The organism is Corynebacterium guaraldiae, from assembly GCF_053480195.1.
The window spans coordinates 24597-39994 of record NZ_JBRBAU010000012.1 but is presented as its reverse complement, the minus strand read 5'-3'; the positions used below and the strand labels follow the sequence as shown (position 1 = coordinate 39994).

General features: G+C 61.3%; 18 protein-coding genes and 1 tRNA gene. 5 read left to right on the top strand and 14 right to left on the bottom strand.

Translation table 11 applies throughout. From position 1 onward, the window contains the following. Positions 1-30: 30 nt before the first annotated feature. Positions 31-654: a hypothetical protein gene (locus tag ACUY3D_RS10015; RefSeq protein ID WP_448241033.1), complete on the bottom strand. Its 624-nt coding sequence runs from the start codon at positions 652-654 to the stop codon at positions 31-33. Positions 655-713: 59 nt separating this feature from the next. Further along, positions 714-1070 carry a hypothetical protein gene (locus ACUY3D_RS10010; RefSeq protein WP_154737087.1) on the bottom strand — a complete coding sequence of 119 codons (357 nt, stop codon included), beginning with the start codon at positions 1068-1070 and terminating at the stop codon, positions 714-716. Between the two features lie 104 nt (positions 1071-1174). On the opposite strand from ACUY3D_RS10010, the gene ACUY3D_RS10005 reads away from it, so the two are divergent. Further along, on the top strand, positions 1175-1945 hold the full coding sequence (locus tag ACUY3D_RS10005) for a DeoR/GlpR family DNA-binding transcription regulator (RefSeq protein WP_070624996.1): 771 nt from the start codon (positions 1175-1177) through the stop codon (positions 1943-1945). Here ACUY3D_RS10005 and ACUY3D_RS10000 read toward each other — a convergent pair. Together ACUY3D_RS10000 and ACUY3D_RS09995 are read right to left on the bottom strand one after the other, a co-directional pair. Then, positions 1942-2298 carry a DUF3817 domain-containing protein gene (locus tag ACUY3D_RS10000; protein ID WP_070530046.1) on the bottom strand — a complete coding sequence of 119 codons (357 nt, stop codon included), beginning with the start codon at positions 2296-2298 and terminating at the stop codon, positions 1942-1944. The genes ACUY3D_RS10005 and ACUY3D_RS10000 overlap by 4 nt on opposite strands. Next, positions 2298-2693, bottom strand: coding sequence for an SURF1 family protein (locus ACUY3D_RS09995; RefSeq protein ID WP_070530048.1), 396 nt, complete (start codon positions 2691-2693; stop codon positions 2298-2300). Before ACUY3D_RS09995 ends, ACUY3D_RS10000 begins: the two co-directional genes overlap by 1 nt. 143 nt (positions 2694-2836) lie before the next feature. Here ACUY3D_RS09995 and ACUY3D_RS09990 point away from each other — a divergent pair. Then, positions 2837-2918: transfer RNA gene (locus tag ACUY3D_RS09990), tRNA-Leu, on the top strand. 60 nt (positions 2919-2978) lie between these two features. Here the strand turns inward: ACUY3D_RS09990 and rdgB are convergent. From rdgB to clpS, 7 genes are all read right to left on the bottom strand, one after another. Further along, the gene (gene rdgB, locus ACUY3D_RS09985; RefSeq protein WP_448241031.1) at positions 2979-3590 is read right to left on the bottom strand and encodes an RdgB/HAM1 family non-canonical purine NTP pyrophosphatase; all 612 of its coding nucleotides are present in this window, start codon (positions 3588-3590) and stop codon (positions 2979-2981) included. Next, positions 3584-4312, bottom strand: coding sequence for a ribonuclease PH (gene rph / locus ACUY3D_RS09980; RefSeq protein WP_010191250.1), 729 nt, complete (start codon positions 4310-4312; stop codon positions 3584-3586). Before rph ends, rdgB begins: the two co-directional genes overlap by 7 nt. Positions 4313-4334: 22 nt before the next feature. Continuing rightward, positions 4335-5102, bottom strand: a complete 768-nt coding sequence (locus ACUY3D_RS09975) for an MBL fold metallo-hydrolase (RefSeq protein ID WP_448241029.1) — start codon at positions 5100-5102, stop codon at positions 4335-4337. Positions 5103-5169: 67 nt separating this feature from the next. After that, positions 5170-5946 carry a glutamate racemase gene (gene murI / locus ACUY3D_RS09970; RefSeq protein ID WP_448241027.1) on the bottom strand — a complete coding sequence of 259 codons (777 nt, stop codon included), beginning with the start codon at positions 5944-5946 and terminating at the stop codon, positions 5170-5172. Then, a complete protein-coding gene (locus tag ACUY3D_RS09965) occupies positions 5946-6668 on the bottom strand; it encodes a rhomboid family intramembrane serine protease (protein ID WP_070562138.1) in 723 nt (240 codons plus the stop codon). The genes murI and ACUY3D_RS09965 overlap by 1 nt, the downstream gene beginning before the upstream one ends. A 64-nt stretch (positions 6669-6732) precedes the next feature. Next, on the bottom strand, positions 6733-7269 hold the full coding sequence (locus ACUY3D_RS09960) for a DUF2017 domain-containing protein (RefSeq protein ID WP_070522403.1): 537 nt from the start codon (positions 7267-7269) through the stop codon (positions 6733-6735). A 4-nt stretch (positions 7270-7273) separates the two neighbouring features. Continuing rightward, positions 7274-7609 carry an ATP-dependent Clp protease adapter ClpS gene (gene clpS, locus ACUY3D_RS09955; RefSeq protein ID WP_070522406.1) on the bottom strand — a complete coding sequence of 112 codons (336 nt, stop codon included), beginning with the start codon at positions 7607-7609 and terminating at the stop codon, positions 7274-7276. 88 nt (positions 7610-7697) lie between these two features. Between clpS and ACUY3D_RS09950 the strand changes: the two genes are divergently transcribed. The 3 genes from ACUY3D_RS09950 to ACUY3D_RS09940 are packed head-to-tail and all read left to right on the top strand — an operon-like array spanning position 7698 to position 11668. After that, positions 7698-8276 carry a CAP domain-containing protein gene (locus ACUY3D_RS09950; RefSeq protein WP_070562135.1) on the top strand — a complete coding sequence of 193 codons (579 nt, stop codon included), beginning with the start codon at positions 7698-7700 and terminating at the stop codon, positions 8274-8276. Positions 8277-8317: 41 nt separating this feature from the next. After that, a complete protein-coding gene (locus ACUY3D_RS09945; RefSeq protein ID WP_070562131.1) occupies positions 8318-9670 on the top strand; it encodes a nicotinate phosphoribosyltransferase in 1353 nt (450 codons plus the stop codon). A gap of 36 nt (positions 9671-9706) precedes the next feature. Further along, entirely contained in the window at positions 9707-11668 is a 1962-nt protein-coding gene (locus ACUY3D_RS09940) for an ATP-dependent DNA helicase (RefSeq protein WP_070562127.1), read from the top strand. Here the strand turns inward: ACUY3D_RS09940 and ACUY3D_RS09935 are convergent. The 3 genes from ACUY3D_RS09935 to ctaD all read right to left on the bottom strand — a co-directional run bounded on the left by ACUY3D_RS09935 (position 11665) and on the right by ctaD (position 15371). After that, complete coding sequence (locus ACUY3D_RS09935) at positions 11665-12390, bottom strand: peptidyl-tRNA hydrolase (protein ID WP_239248901.1); 726 nt, start codon at positions 12388-12390, stop codon at positions 11665-11667. The two genes, ACUY3D_RS09940 and ACUY3D_RS09935, sit on opposite strands and share 4 nt — an antisense overlap. Further along, entirely contained in the window at positions 12383-13576 is a 1194-nt protein-coding gene (gene serB, locus ACUY3D_RS09930) for a phosphoserine phosphatase SerB (protein WP_070522500.1), read from the bottom strand. Before serB ends, ACUY3D_RS09935 begins: the two co-directional genes overlap by 8 nt. 103 nt (positions 13577-13679) lie before the next feature. Continuing rightward, complete coding sequence (gene ctaD, locus ACUY3D_RS09925; RefSeq protein ID WP_448241025.1) at positions 13680-15371, bottom strand: aa3-type cytochrome oxidase subunit I; 1692 nt, start codon at positions 15369-15371, stop codon at positions 13680-13682. Positions 15372-15398: the final 27 nt, after the last annotated feature.

Here is a 15398-nt window from a genome sequence, read left to right as displayed (position 1 = left end):
CGTAGAAGAAGGTTCATTCCGCCTTCAAGGTCACTTGGCGGGCGAAGGTTTGTGGAACTCCATGGTGACCTGGGCTTCGGAGTCCACTCCGCGAATGATGCCTTCATAAAAGCTGCGGGCTTGGTCTTGTAAGAGCTCGCGGTTGTCGTTGATGTCCTTGCGCTTCTTATCGGCGCTGAGGACGTCCGACACCGTGGATGCAGCGTCGAGTGGCTGCGTGGTCCAGCTGAGAACTCCGTTGTTCTCCACGGCGGTCTTAAACTCCTCGTCGGTGTGCCCGATGAAGATGAAGTCCGGGATGTGGACCGTGTAGGAATGCTCGCCGGTTTCGGTGACGCTCACGTCCTTACCCTCAATACCAAGCTTGGCTTTGTAGGAATACTGCACAAACTGGGTGCGGTCGGTCCACGGAACCCTCACGCCAAATACCTGCCCGGCGGAGGACTTCTCTGTGAGTCCTTGGATACCGAGGCTAAGCAAGACGACTTGCTCCTCGCGCTCGACTGCGCTGATTACCTGCGAATTGGTTGACTCTACCGGCGCGGTATACACCTCTTGTGGTTGGCGCACGGCATACACACCTAAACCGGCACAGGCGAGTGAGAGAAGCACCACCAACGCGATGAGCGTGGTGCTGAGTTTGCGAGGAGACATGAGGCTTAGCCCTTCGTGCGTAGTAGAGATAGCTACGCTCCAGATTAGTCTCCGCTGTTTTAATACACGTCACCTGCAACCACCGAGACGAGAGCCTGCTGCTCAGCGAAAGCAGCAAAAGCCCTTAACAGGGTGTCGATATGCGTGCGCAGGTGACGATCCATGACCACCGAGCCCGACTTCCGAAGGCGTTCTTCGGCGGCTCCGTTGACGTCGCCAAGCACCAGCACAACCTGGCCGGGAAGAATACCAGCGAATTCTGTGGCGTCGACAATCACGCCGTCGCACGCACGCGCTTCCGCTTCGCTACCGATCCACCGGGCAGAAACTCCTTGCGGCGCATAAGCGGCGATGTCGTCGGCGAGCCGTTTGCTCATCATAAGCCCAAGGGTTATGGTCTTGCGCATTTCAATCATCTTCCTTAATCGTGCATGACGTGGCTTTTTGCCTTGACAAGCTACAGATTAAAGATTGAAGCGTTCACCGACCATGGTCATTTCATGGCGATACAATCAAGCCCATGGACAAGGAAGAACGCCAGCGCAGAATCATTTGGGCCGTTGACTCAGGAAGCAAAACGGTCAGCCAATTACAAGAACTCACCGGAGCTTCCGCTATTACCATCCGTCGCGACCTCGCGGCACTGGAAGAAGTAGGGGCCCTCGAACGATTTCACGGAGGAGCGCGCCCCGCGGTTCGAAGGGGCGCCCGCTATCCCCTGGAGGTACGCCGAAAAGAGGATCCCGCCGGCAAACGGGCGATTGCTGCGGAGGCTGCCCGCCTCGTTGAACCAGGCTCCTGCGTGCTCGTTGACTCAGGGACAACACCAACTGCCGTTGCCCGCAATCTCGCCGGCATGGACATCACAGCACTAGCGATGTCCCTGTACGCGGGCGCAGCATTAGCCAAGACGCCGGGCAGTGACGTCATCATTCCCGGTGGAACCGTCAACAGCGACGATCTTGCGGTGTACGGGGCGGAAGCGGTTGAAACAGTCCTGTCTATGCGCTTCGACCTCGCGATTGTCGGAATCTGCGCGTGCACTCCGTCGGTAGGCCTTATGTCCCCGAACCTCACCGAGGCGACCATTAAGCGGGCCTATTTCCAAGCCGCCCGACGAGTCATCGTTGTCACCACACCAGAGAAATTCACGCGCATGTCAGCCCACCGCGTGGCCACATTTGATCAAGTAGACACGGTCATCACAACGACTGACCTATCCCAGGATCTAGCCCAGGATGTGGTCGATGCCGGCGCCAACCTCACGATGGTGCCGGTGGAAGGCGCCTAAAGCTGGAACTTTTCGACGATTTCAGTGCGACGCTTGTGCTCCATCCAGAAGGACAGGAACGGGACAACACCGGCAAGCGCCGTGGTGAACAACTTGCTCACCGGCCACATGACACGCGGCCCAAGAACCAGGATGGAAACGAGGTAGACCATATAGGCCACGCCGTGGGCTTGGGCAATGAGCGTGGCCCACGACGGCATTTCCATGCCTACGCCGTACTGCAGGATCATGCGCACAACCAAAATAAGAAGGAAGATACCGGTAACCGTGGCGGCGATGGAAAAGAACTTCAGCGGACCACGGATGCGGGCCTGGCGGTCTGGGTGGACGGCGTTGCTCACTGAGTTGCTCATTAATTCTCCTCTTCGGTGCCGCGACGGCGGCGCTGTTTGTTCATGGCGTTGAAGGTTTCCACATCAACCTGCGGCCGAGGTGGCAGGAAATCCTCGTCGATCTTGGTCACGGCTTGTTCCTTGGTTGACCTCACGCTCTTTGCTTCATACTGAGCTGGTTCTTCTCCCCGCTCGAGGGCTTCGTTCTCTGCATCGATACGCTCATTCTCGTAGCGCATAGCGGTGCGGTATGCGTAGACCACGAACACCGCGAAGAGCGGCCACTGGAAGGCGTATCCCAGATTTTGGAAGGTTCCCGAGCCAGAGCGGAACCGAGTCCACTGCCAATAGGCAAGGAACAAAAAGAGCACGACAAAGAACACGATGAGGACGATGTGCCACCATCGAACCTTCATCCGCTTTTTCGGTGCTGGGTTGGTGCTCACGCACAACAGCCTACCCACCACGCCGTGAAAAGTGGATTTCCTTCCGCGGCCTGCTGCCCTGTAGGCTAGTGGACGTTGCGCAGAGAAGGTAGTACTCCGCAGCAACGAAACCAGCGCCCGTGGCGGAATTGGCAGACGCGCTAGATTTAGGTTCTAGTGTCTTATGACGTGTGAGTTCAAGTCTCACCGGGCGCACAATTTCAAACCCCGCTCGGCAAATTTCGAGCGGGGCTTTTGTTATTCCCAGTTCCGCGCTTAGGCTTGCCCGGCGAGGGCCGCCAAAGGTTCGCGCAGCTGCGCCAGTGCGCGGCCACGGTGCGACACCGCGTTCTTTTCCTCCGGGGACATCTCCGCGGCGGAACGGGATTCGCCCTCAGGCTGGAAGAGGGGATCGTAGCCGAAGCCATTTTCGCCCTGCGGTGCGGTGAGCAAGGAGCCTGGCCAGCGGCCCTCCACCACGTGCTCCTGCCCCTCCGGGGTCACCAGGGCACAGACCGACACGAAGGCAGCCGCGCGGCGCTCTGCGGGCACGTGGGACATCTGCCCCAGCAGCAGCTGGTTGTTCGCTTCATCGTCGCCGTGTCCGCCCGACCAGCGGGCCGAAAGCACGCCCGGCATGCCGTTGAGTTCTTCCACCGCGAGGCCGGAATCATCCGCAATCGTCGCTAAGCCGGTGTGCTGCACCCCGGCGCGCGCCTTAATCAGCGCATTATCGGCAAAGGTGCGGCCATCCTCCACAGGCTCCGGGTAAGCCTCTACCGCGGACAGTGGGAGCAGCTCGATGCCCGCGATGCCGGCGTCGGCGAGGATCTTCTCTAGTTCCTTGAGCTTCTTGGCATTATTCGAAGCGACGAGGAGCTTTACCATCCGAGGGCCGCCTTTTGAGCGTCGATAAGCTGGGCGCAACCGGCCTGCGCCACGTCCAACATGTCGTTGAGCTCCGCGCGGCCGAACAGACCGTGCTCGCCGGTGCCCTGAATCTCAACGAAGTCTCCGCCTTCCTGCATCACCACGTTGAGATCGACCTCCGCGCGGGAGTCCTCTTCATAGGGCAGGTCGAGGCACACGTGGCCGTCGATGATGCCGACGGAAACCGCAGCGATGGGATCCAGAAGTGGCTCGCCCGGGACGACGCCTTCCTCCTTGAGGTAGGCAATCGCATCAGCCAGCGCCACATACGCGCCGGTGATCGACGCCGTGCGGGTACCGCCGTCTGCCTGCAGCACGTCGCAATCCAGCTGGATGGTGTTCTCCCCCAGCTCAGACAGGTCCACGGCGGCGCGCAGGCTGCGGCCCACCAGGCGGGAAATCTCGTGGGTACGGCCCTTGACCTTGCCCTTCATCGACTCGCGCGGCATGCGCTCGTGGGTTGCAGAGGGCAGCATGGCGTACTCAGCAGTCAGCCAGCCCTCGCCGGAATCCTTCTTAAAACGCGGCACCCCGAATTCCACGGAAGCCGTACACATGACTCGGGTGTTGCCGAACTCCACCAGCACTGACCCAGCCGGGTTGGTGGTGAAATTACGGGTAATGCGAACGCTACGGAGTTGGTCGAGCGCGCGACCATCAGCACGAGTGAAATCAGTCATGCCCACTACCCTACCGCGCGTGTTAAAAGTCGAGCTCCATCCCAGCGGCGCCGACGACGATCTCTCCGTCGAACTCGCGGGCAGCGGCGGCATATGTTGCGGCGGCATCGCCCCACGGCTGCAGGTGAATAAGTACGAGCTTCTTTACCCCTGCCTCACGCGCTAGGCGCCCAGCTTCTGCTCCCGACATGTGCATGTCTGGAGCCTTATCCTCCGAAGTCTCGCCCCATGCAGCCTCGCAGAGGAAAGCATCCACGCCTTGGGCAGCCTCAACGAGCGCGGGCGTATAAGCGGAATCCGCCGAATAACACACAGTTGCGCCGGTCTTCGTGTGCTCGACCCGCAGGGCATATGTTTCTACCGGGTGCACGGTACGGAAAGGCGTGATGTAGACATCGTCGACAAGCTGGCGCTCACGGTCCACCCAGGGACTAAACGCAAAGGAGTCGCTCATATCATCCACCCCATCCGGGGCATCCGATGACAACCGACCCAAGTGGGTTTCAGTCGCCGCCGGGCCGAGGCAAAAATTGCGGGAAGCTGCCGGGGCCGTGGGGTGGAAGCGACGCCAGACCATCAGCGACGGGAAGTCTAGGCAGTGGTCAGCGTGGAGATGCGTTAATGCCACGTGGGCATCGCACGGATCCTGGAGTTCCTGCAGGCGAGCAAGCGTACCCGGGCCGAGGTCCATGATGATGGACGGAGCCGAGGGGAATGACAGGAGGTAGCCAGAGGCCGGATTACCCACAGTGGGCACCGACCCGGAACAGCCTAGGATGGTCAGCTTCATGCGTTCAATAGTTCCACGAAACAATGGGGGATGCGAGATTTGGCTCGATTGTACATCTTTGCCGGTGCTAAATCTTGGGTCCCAGGAATCGCGTAGCCAAACGCTCGAACGCCGCGTGGTCACCAGTGCACTCAAAACTGCGGGTTGGCGCTTGCCCCGCCGGGGCAAGCATGTCCGTGTTGGTGAGGATGCGCAAAACGTCCTTCGTGGTCTCCTCGGCGGAAGACACCAAGGTGACGTTGTCACCGATAGCGAGCTGGATGACGCCTGTGAGCAGCGGGTAGTGCGTGCAGCCGAGGACGAGTGTGTCGACCCCCGCCGATTGCAGCGGCGCGAGGTAGCCTTCCGCCACACCGAGGATCTGGCGCCCAGCGGTAATGCCGCGCTCGACAAAGTTCACAAAGTCCGAGCACGCAACTGCCTCGCACTCGACGTTCGGGTTGACCGCAAAAAGATCTTGATAAGCACCTGAATTAATGGTGCCCTCCGTACCGATCACGCCGATCTTGCCGTTGCGGGTGGTGGCAATGGCACGGCGCACGGCCGGGCGAATCACCTCGACGACTGGAATGTCGTAGCGCTCGCGGGCATCGTGGAGGAAGGCTGCGGTGGCGGTGTTGCACGCAATCACCAGCATCTTGCAGCCACGCTCCACGAGTTCATCAGCAATCGCGGTGGACAGCTCCCGCACTTGGGCAATGGGCCGCGGACCATAAGGGGCATGGGCGGTATCGCCGATGTAGACGATGGATTCGTTGGGAAGCTGCTCAATGATTGTGCGCGCAACGGTGAGTCCGCCTACGCCTGAATCAAAAATCCCAATGGGAGAGGTTGCATCAGGCATTAGTTCATCACTCCTCGAGGCGCAGGCTTAACCTTTCTCATCGGGTCATCAGAGGTGATCACCATGCCCGCGACGATGCCGCCAATGGCACCGAAAAGGTGGCCCTGCCAGCTCACTCCCTCATAGATGGGCAGCACGCCCCAGATGAGGCCGGAGTAGGCAAAACCAAGGCCTAAGCCAACGAGGAACTGGCTCAACGAGCGGTTAAAGATACCCCGCACAATGAGGTAGGCCAACCAGCCATACACCACGCCCGAGGCTCCAATATGCGAGGTTCCCGGCCCGCCCAGCAGCCACGTGCCAACACCAGCGATGAGTACCACGATGATGGTGACCTCCCACCACGCCTTACGCCCGGATAGGCCAATCAGGAAGCAAAACACCGCACCTGGCAGCGAGTTACCGATGAGGTGCTCAAAGTTTGCGTGGAGCAGCGGCGCGGTGAAGATCCCCCAGATACCGTTGAAATCCAACGGGTGAATGCCGTACTGTCCCAGCTCGCTTCCAAAGAACAGGAAGTTGATGATGTGGATGATCCACTCGACGGCCAGGAAGCCCACCGTTAAAGACGCAGCCGTTTTTAAACGTCCGGTCCGGGTGTAGTTCTTCGAGTCCCCCTTGTTGAGTACGGGTTGGTGCCCCGTTCCCGGTCCTGCCGGGCGGGGTTGGAAAGGGTTGGGCTCATGCGATTGCTGCTGGCCAAAGGGTCCACTCGTGGTCATAATGCCTCCAACTTTAGCAAGCGTGAGGCAAGGACTACGTCTCCAATCCCGGCCTGCGCTTCTGCTAGTCCATGATGACGTTGAGCAACGAATCCTGGCAGAAGGCCAGCCATTCCACGAGCGCATCGCGGTCTGCCCCGGGGGTATCCTGCGGCACGTCTCCCGCAGCAATGTAGAGGCGCAGGTCATTGAGGCCGGCGAGGAAAGCATGCGCCTCTTCCTCACTGATAGCCACCTCTACCCCGCCGGTGGGGCCAAGGGCGGTGTTAATCACCTGGAGATTCTCCAGCTTGGCGCGCGCGATGTCATTCTCGTGCAGCGAGCGCAGCAGCGAATTATCACCATCGAACTCCTCATCCCCTGGCTTCTGGAAGTCTGGAAAGAGACGGGCCAGTGACGGATCCTCCGGTGCTTCGGTGTGGCCAGTGGGCATGTCGAGCATGTCCGCTAATTCATCCTTCGGCGCTGACTGCGCGCGGGCGATGATGGCCTCGGAGACCGTCGCGGTGAGATCACCGAGGACTTCACGCTCCATGGGCTCGAATACCGTGGTGTACTTCGCACCACGCATGAAGGACTTTTTCTTCTTCCACGTCTGCATACTCTTATCCTGCCTGCTGCATCGTGGCCCACAGGCCGGCGACCTGTAGTTTCTTCACGTCAGCTTCAACCTTGTCGCGTTCGCCCGAGGACACTGCCGCCTTACCTTCGGTATGGACTTGCATCATCAGCTCGTTAGCTCGCTTCTTGTCATAACCCAAAACGGTCTGGAACACGTAGGAAACGTAGCTCATTAGGTTGACTGGGTCATCCCAGACAATGCACATCCACGGCAGGTTTTCGCTCGTGGCGACGTCGACGTCAATCGCCTCATCCAGCTCCGGGGTGGCCATGGGCGAACTCATCACCACGACTGCGGACGTTTCGTTGTGCGCTTTCATGTCCTCTACACTAGCCAAATTTTTTTATCGCGCGAACAGTTATACTGTCTTCGACCTTTAACCTGATTGTCGTTTGCAGGTGGCATCGATGAATTCTTTCTCCCTTCCCCCAGCCGTTACTGACATTCTCGCGGGACGCCAACCCTCAAGAGAAGACCTTGTGCCTCTCGTGCAGCGCATCATCACCGTATTGGTCCTCGGTGGCACGCTCGTGACCGCCGTGCTCAGCTTGACCAACCCCTCCGATAACGGCAGCTCACAGGATTCTGAGCCTCCCGCGCCGGCGACGTGCGATTACGAGCTTCCCGACGTCCCCGTCCAACGCCAGCTCGCCACCATCCAGGATGAGCTCATAGAGGCGCTCAACACGTGGCGTAAGGAGGATGGCCTAACCCCGCTGGTGCCCGGGATCGACCGCCAAACCGCTGCCCGCGAAAAGGCAGAATGCAACGCGGTAACACACGAAGAAGGGCCATCTGAAGAAAACGTGCAGATGGTCCAGCACCACCTTCCTTTGGACACGGCGAGTGGATATGAGTTTGTCGAAGCCTTCCGAGCTTCCCCCTCCCACGTGGCCGCCTTGCGCGATGCCCGCATGACCACCGCTGCGGTGGGCACGGCTTACAGCGACGGCGAAGTCTACGTTGTCATTCAGCTCGAAGCATAGAACTGCTGATTTTTCGGTACGCGCTGAGTAGCATCTTCGATGTGACTACTACCTCAGACAACGTCCAGGATTCTGGGATCGCGCCCAGCGATCGTTCTACGGCCCTGCTTACCGATAAGTATGAGCTGACCATGCTGCAGGCTGCGCTGCGCGATGGCTCCGCGCACCGCCAGGTGGCCTGCGAAGTGTTTGCCCGCCGCCTCCCCAACGAGCGGCGCTACGGTGTTGTCGCCGGCACCGAGCGTGTCCTTCGCGCAGTCCGAGACTTCCGCTTCACCGCTCAGCAGCTGGCGGAGATGGACTTCCTCGATGCAGAGACCAAGGAGTACCTGGCTAATTACCGTTTCTCCGGGCACATCGACGGCTATCGCGAAGGCGAGCTGTACTTCCCCAACTCGCCGCTGCTGACCGTGCGCGGAACCTTTGGCGAATGCCTGATCCTGGAAACCGTGATCCTGTCCATCATGAATTCCGATTCCGCAGTGGCCTCTGCGGCCTCACGCATGGTGGTGGCTGCGGATGGCCGCCCCATCATCGAGATGGGCTCGCGCCGCACGCACGAGTACGCCGCCGTCACCGCCGCCCGCGCCGCCTACTTAGCCGGTTTCCAGGCCACTTCCAACCTGGAAGCTGGCTACCGCTACGACATCCCGGTCTCCGGTACTGCGGCGCATGCATGGACGCTCGCGCACGTCAACGAAGACGGAACCCCGAACGAGGAGGCGGCCTTCCGCGGACAGATCGAAACCCTCGGCGTGGGCACCACCCTGTTGGTGGATACCTACGACATCACCAAGGGCGTGGAAACCGCCGTGCGGGTAGCCGGCCCCGAGCTGGGCGGCGTTCGCATCGACTCCGGCGATTTGGCCGCTGTCACCCGCCGCGTGCGCAAACAGCTCGATGACTTGGGCAACCACAACACGAAGATCGTTGTCTCCTCCGACCTAGACGAGTTCGCCATCGCTGGCCTGCGCGGAGATCCCGTCGACGTCTACGGCGTGGGCACCTCGGTGGTCACCGGCTCTGGCGCCCCAACCGCCAGCATGGTGTACAAGGTCGTCGAGGTCGATGGCCACCCCGTGGCCAAGCGTTCCTCCTCGAAGAAGTCGCAGGGCGGGGCAAAGCGCTCCCTGCGCACCTACCGCTCCTCCGGGGTGGCCGTCGAGGAGCTCGTGCTCCCCTTCTCCGCCGAAGATCCAGACACCGGAACGCTGAGCACCCGCGACATGACGGTGCCGCTCATGCGCGACGGGGAGATCATGGACAATCTGCCCACCCTCCACGAAGCCCGCGAGTACCTAGCCCACGCCATCACCACTCTGCCGTGGGAAGGTTTGGCTCTGACCCGCGACGAACCTGCGGTGCCGACCCGCTTCATCGGGTTCGGCTCATAGGATGCGTGCGGGAGGCAACCGACTAGACTGACTCAAATGCAGGACTCAACGGTTGACCTCCTCGACGCTGCCGTCTCCGCCCTCGGAGGTGCGCGGCGTGCCGGCCAGGTGCGCATGGCGGAAGCCGTGACCACCGCGCTGGAAAAAGAGCGCCACCTCGCCGTGCAAGCTGGAACGGGTACGGGTAAATCACTGGCTTACCTCGTCCCTGCCTTTCGCCACGCGCAAGAGACCGGGCACACCGTGATTGTTTCCACGGCCACGCTGGCACTGCAACGCCAGCTGGTGGAACGAGACCTGCCGCGCCTCGCCGAGGCCCTCGAACCGCACCTGGAAAAGAAGCCGACCTTCGCCATCATGAAGGGTCGCTCCAACTATGTCTGCCTCAACAAGGTTTCCCGCGCCGCTGAGCTTGACGACGAAGACGCCCTGCTCGATCAGGACGCCATCTCCAGCCTCGGCCGCCATGTCCAGCGCGTCTACGAGTGGGCGGAGGACACCGAGACGGGCGACCGCGAGGACCTCGAACCGGGAGTGCCTGATCTAGCCTGGCGGCAGGTCTCCGTCACCTCCAATGAGTGCCTTGGTGCTACCCGCTGCCCGCACGGCGAGGACTGCTTCGCGGAGCTCGCGCGGCGCCGCGCGGCAGACGTCGACATCGTCGTCACCAACCACGCGCTGCTCGCCATCGATGCGGTGGCAGACATCAACATCCTGCCAGAGCACGATGTCGTCATCATCGATGAGGCACACGAGCTAGATGGCCGCATCACCTCGGTCTCTACCGCCGAGATCACCGGGCGCGCCCTCAAAATGGCGGCCAACCGCGCCAAGTCCCTCGGCGCCAATGGCAAAGACCAGCGGCTGAGCGAACAAGCCAATGAACTGAGCCAACTACTCGGTGAATTCACGCCGGGCCGCTGGACCGATCTTCCGGAGGAAGCCAAGCAACAACTCATGAGCCTCGCGGACACGTTAAGCGACTGCCGCGAGACCATCGCCCGCGCCCCCGAAGGCGAACAGGCCCAAGACCCAGAAAAATCTGCCGAGCGCCAAAACCTGGCCAATCACCTCGGCAGCCTCGTCGAAGCCATCGCCCGCATCCTCGACGTCTTCGCCACCGGTGACCCCGCAGCACACGCCGACGTGGTGTGGCTGGAACGCGATGAGCGCACGCTAAACGACACCCTGGCCGTGGCCCCGCTCTCCATCGCCGGCATGTTGCACGAAAAGCTCTTCGGCGAACAGACTGTCGTGCTGACCTCCGCCACGCTTGCCTTGGGCGGGCGCTTCGACGCCATGGCCGCACAATGGGGCCTGCCCAAAGGTACATGGGATAGTCTCGACGTGGGCTATCCTTTCGACCCCGCGCGCAGCGGCATCCTTTATACCGCAGCGCACCTGCCGCAGCCGGGCCGCGACGGACTCAGCCCGCAGACGCTTAAGGAAATCCGCGAGCTCATCATGGCCGCGGGCGGGCGCACCCTCGGTCTCTTCTCCTCACGCCGGGCCGCACAACAAGCGGCCGAGGAACTCAAGCCCACGCTCCCTTTCGATATTTATCTCCAAGGCGAGGACTCCATCGGCGCGCTCGTTGATAAGTTCACGAAGAACGAGAACTCCTGTCTGTTCGGCACGCTCACTCTCTGGCAGGGTGTCGACGTCCCGGGCCCCGCGTGTTCCCTGGTGCTCATCGACCGTATCCCCTTCCCCCGCCCGGATAATCCCCTCATGCAAGCGCGCACCGAAGCAGCTAAGGCGGCTGGGCGCAACGGTTTTATGGAGGTTTCCGCTACGCACGCGGCGCTGCTTATGGCCCAAGGCGCGGGCCGCCTCCTGCGCTCCACTGCGGACCGCGGGGTCGTCGCGGTCCTCGATAGCCGCTTGGAAACCAAGCGCTATGGCTCCTACCTGCGAGCCTCCATGCCGCAGATGTGGCCCACGAGCGACCCGCAGGTCGTGCGCGGGGCGCTCAAGCGCCTGGTTGAGGCCCGCTAGGGATGACGCAGCGCGCACACCGTGGCTGAGTCTGGAGCGACCTCGGTGAAACCGGCGTCATGCACCACCACCGCTCCCGGACGCGCACAAGCCACGGCAAATTCCTCATGGGGGATTTCGCGCACGGACAGCGCAAAGTCCTGTGCTACCCAGTCCTCCACTTCCTCGGCGCTCATCGCCGCGGCTAACAGCATCGAACCGTGTCCTACCTGCGCTGCGGCCTTTCCCGCGCTCATGGCGAGGGAGGCGTCGACGTAGATCACGGGGGCGTCGCCAAGCGCGGGCCCGGGCTCATCCTGGGGCAGATCGGTGTGGCCGATCTGTAGCTTCGCCACGAGCGGGTGCACGTCCTGCACCGCCGAGGGAAGGAAGACGCGCGCGCGATCATCCACGGTGACGCCCGGCAGGGACTGCACATCGCGCCAGGCCTTGTTGCGTGCGCGGCGCGCCACCTTGCGGATGCGGTGCCCGTACCACTGCCCTAGGGCCTCGGCGAAGGCCCCATCCTGGCCAGCCCTCTCATCGAGACAGAGCTTGACGACGCCTTTAGCTGCCGCCTCGAGCACCTCCGTGCGCGCGGGCGGATCCTGCTTGGGCAGGTTAAGCGCGATCTGCATCGCCTGAATGGTCTCGGGTTTGTTCGGGTCCTCAGGGTCATCGCGCCAACTGCGCTCGCTGCACGCAGCCGCAAGACGGCGATGGGCCTCGCGGAGATTACTCACTGGCAACTTCTTCCATCGGGATACCGAGGATCTGCAGGATCTCATCCATGTACGGGTGGTTGACGGAGGTATCCGCAACCTGGCGAAGCGCTGGCTTGGCGTTGAAGGCAATGCCCAAGCCGGCGGCGGAAATCATGTCGATATCGTTAGCGCCGTCGCCGACGGCAACGGTCTGCAGCATGCTCAGACCCGAATCCGCAGCGAATTCGCGCAGGAACTTCTCCTTGGCCTTGCGGTCCACCACGTCACCGATGACGCGGCCGGTGAGCTTACCGTCCACGATTTCGAGGGTGTTGGCGCGCACGTAGTCGAGGTCGAGTTCCCGTGCTAAATCCTCGAGGACTTGGATAAAGCCGCCAGAGACTACCGCAACGCGGTATCCCATGCGCTTGAGGGTGCGGATGGTGGTCCGCACGCCCGGGGTCAGGCAAATATCGGCGGCGGTTTCTGCGATGACGGACTCCGGCAAACCTTCCAGGGTGGCGACGCGCTCGCGTAGGGATTGCTCGAAGTCCAGCTCGCCGCGCATCGCGCGCTCCGTCACTGCGGCAACCTCGGCTTCCTTGCCGGCGTGGGCGGCCAGCATTTCGATGACCTCGCCGGTGATAAGGGTGGAATCGCAGTCAAAGCAGATAAGCCGCTTCGAACGGCGCTGCAGGCCGGAGCGCTCGATGGCGATGTCGACACCTTGCTCGGTAGCTAGGCGGGCCAGCATGGCGCGCACAGGATCGGCAGCACCATCGATCGTGATATACAGCTCCAAGCCATTGAGCGGATAAGTGGAGAGCCCGCGGATACGGTCGATGTTGACGTTGAGGTTAGCCAGTTCCTTAGCAATGGCGGACATCTGGCTGGCGTTGAGCTGGCGTCCCAGAACCACGACGACGTGCGTCGAGCGCGGGCGTGAGGTTGACTCTTCTTCTCGCAGATCCACGTTGATGGACTGCGCGTAGATGCTCAGCGTATTTCGCAATCCCTGCTCCAAAGCCTCGAGGCGCGAGGAACGAACCCGGATGTAGGCGGACAGCGAAATCCGACCGGAGAAGATAGCTTGCTCGGCGTCGACGAGCTCCACATCATGAGAGCCCAGTACGCGGAAGAAGGCCGCCGACACGCCTGGCTTATCGGGGCCGGAGGCGGTAACAACGGCGAAGACTTGTTCACTTTGATTATCCACGGGGCTTATTATCTCACACCACGTTCGTGACCTTTTCACCTACGGCAAACGCCGCCTCCCCATCGCAGTGATGGGGAGGCGGCGTTTTCAGGAGTACTCAGCTAGTGAGTGCTTAGTGGCCGACGTGTGCTTCCTCGCGAATGCGCTTAACCATGTGCGGGTAGTGCAGCTCGAAGGCCGGGCGCTCGGAACGAATGCGCGGCAGCGACACGAAGTTGTGGCGCGGCGGCGGGCAGGAGGTGGCCCACTCGAGGGAGTTGCCATAGCCCCACGGATCGTCCACGGTGACGATCTCACCGTAGCGCCAGGACTTGAAGACGTTCCAAATCAGCGGGATAACCGAGGCGCCGAGGACGAAGGAGAAGATGGTGGAAATCTGGTTGAAGACCGTGAAGCCATCAGACTCCAGGTAGTCGGCGTAACGACGCGGCATACCCATGTTGCCCACCCAGTGCTGAACCAGGAAGGTGCCGTGGAAGCCGATGAAGGTCAGCCAGAAGTGAATCTTGCCCAGGCGCTCATCGAGCATGCGGCCGGTCATCTTCGGGAACCAGAAGTACAGGCCAGCGAAGGCGGAGAACACCACGGTGCCGAAGAGGGTGTAGTGGAAGTGAGCAATCAAGAAGTAGGACTCAGCAAGCTGGAAGTCCAGTGCCGGGGAGGCCAGCATAATACCGGTCATGCCGCCGAAGAGGAAGGTTGCCAGGAAGCCCATGGCGAAGATCATCGGGGTATCCCAGGTGATGTGGCCCTTCCACATGGTGCCGACCCAGTTGAAGAACTTCACGCCGGTCGGAACCGCAATGAGGAAGGTCATGAAGGAGAAGAACGGCAGCAGAATAGCACCGGTCACGAACATGTGGTGAGCCCACACGGCCATGGACAGCGCACCGATTGCCAGCAGGGCGAAGACCAGACCGATGTAGCCGAAGACCGGCTTGCGAGCGAAGACCGGGACAACCTCAGAGATGATGCCGAAGAACGGGAGTGCCAGGACGTAGACCTCCGGGTGACCGAAGAACCAGAAGAGGTGCTGCCACAGGATGCCGCCACCGTTAGCGGAGTCGAAGATGTGGCCGCCCAGCTTGCGGTCATAAAGAACACCCAGTGCCGCAGCGGTCAGCAGCGGGAAGATCATCAGAACGATGACAGATGCGGTAAACACTGCCCAGGTGAAGACCGGCAGACGGAACATGGTCATGCCCGGTGCACGCAGGGTGAGGACCGTGGTGATCATGTTGATGGCGGAAGCAATGGTACCGACACCGGTAGCGCCCACGCCGACGATCCACATGTCGGCGCCGATACCCGGGGTGTGAACCGAGTCAGACAGCGGGACGTACATGGTCCAGCCGAAGTCAGCAGCGCCGCCCGGGGTCAAGAAGCCCGCGAGCATCACGACGCCGCCGGTCAGGGTAATCCAGAAACCGAAAGCGTTCAGACGCGGGAAGGCCACATCCGGTGCGCCAATCTGCAGGGGCAGAACATAGTTACCGAATGCCCACACCACTGGTGTTGCAAACAGCAGCAGCATGACGGTGCCGTGCATGGTGAAGAGCTGGTTGAACTGCTCGTTGGACAGGAACTGCAATCCTGGGGTGAAAAGCTCAGCGCGAAGCAGCAGAGCCATGAAGCCACCGAGGAAGAAGAAGCTGAAGGCCATGATCATGTACATGATGCCCAGCTGCTTGTGGTCGGTGGTGGTTAGCAACATCCACGCCTTGGAACCGGTCTTTGCGTTACCAGTCGGCTCCGGACGTGTAGGCGCGACGTAATCGTCGAGCCGTGGCGCCACAGCGGTCATAAAATCCTCCTGAAGAACAAGCGTCTA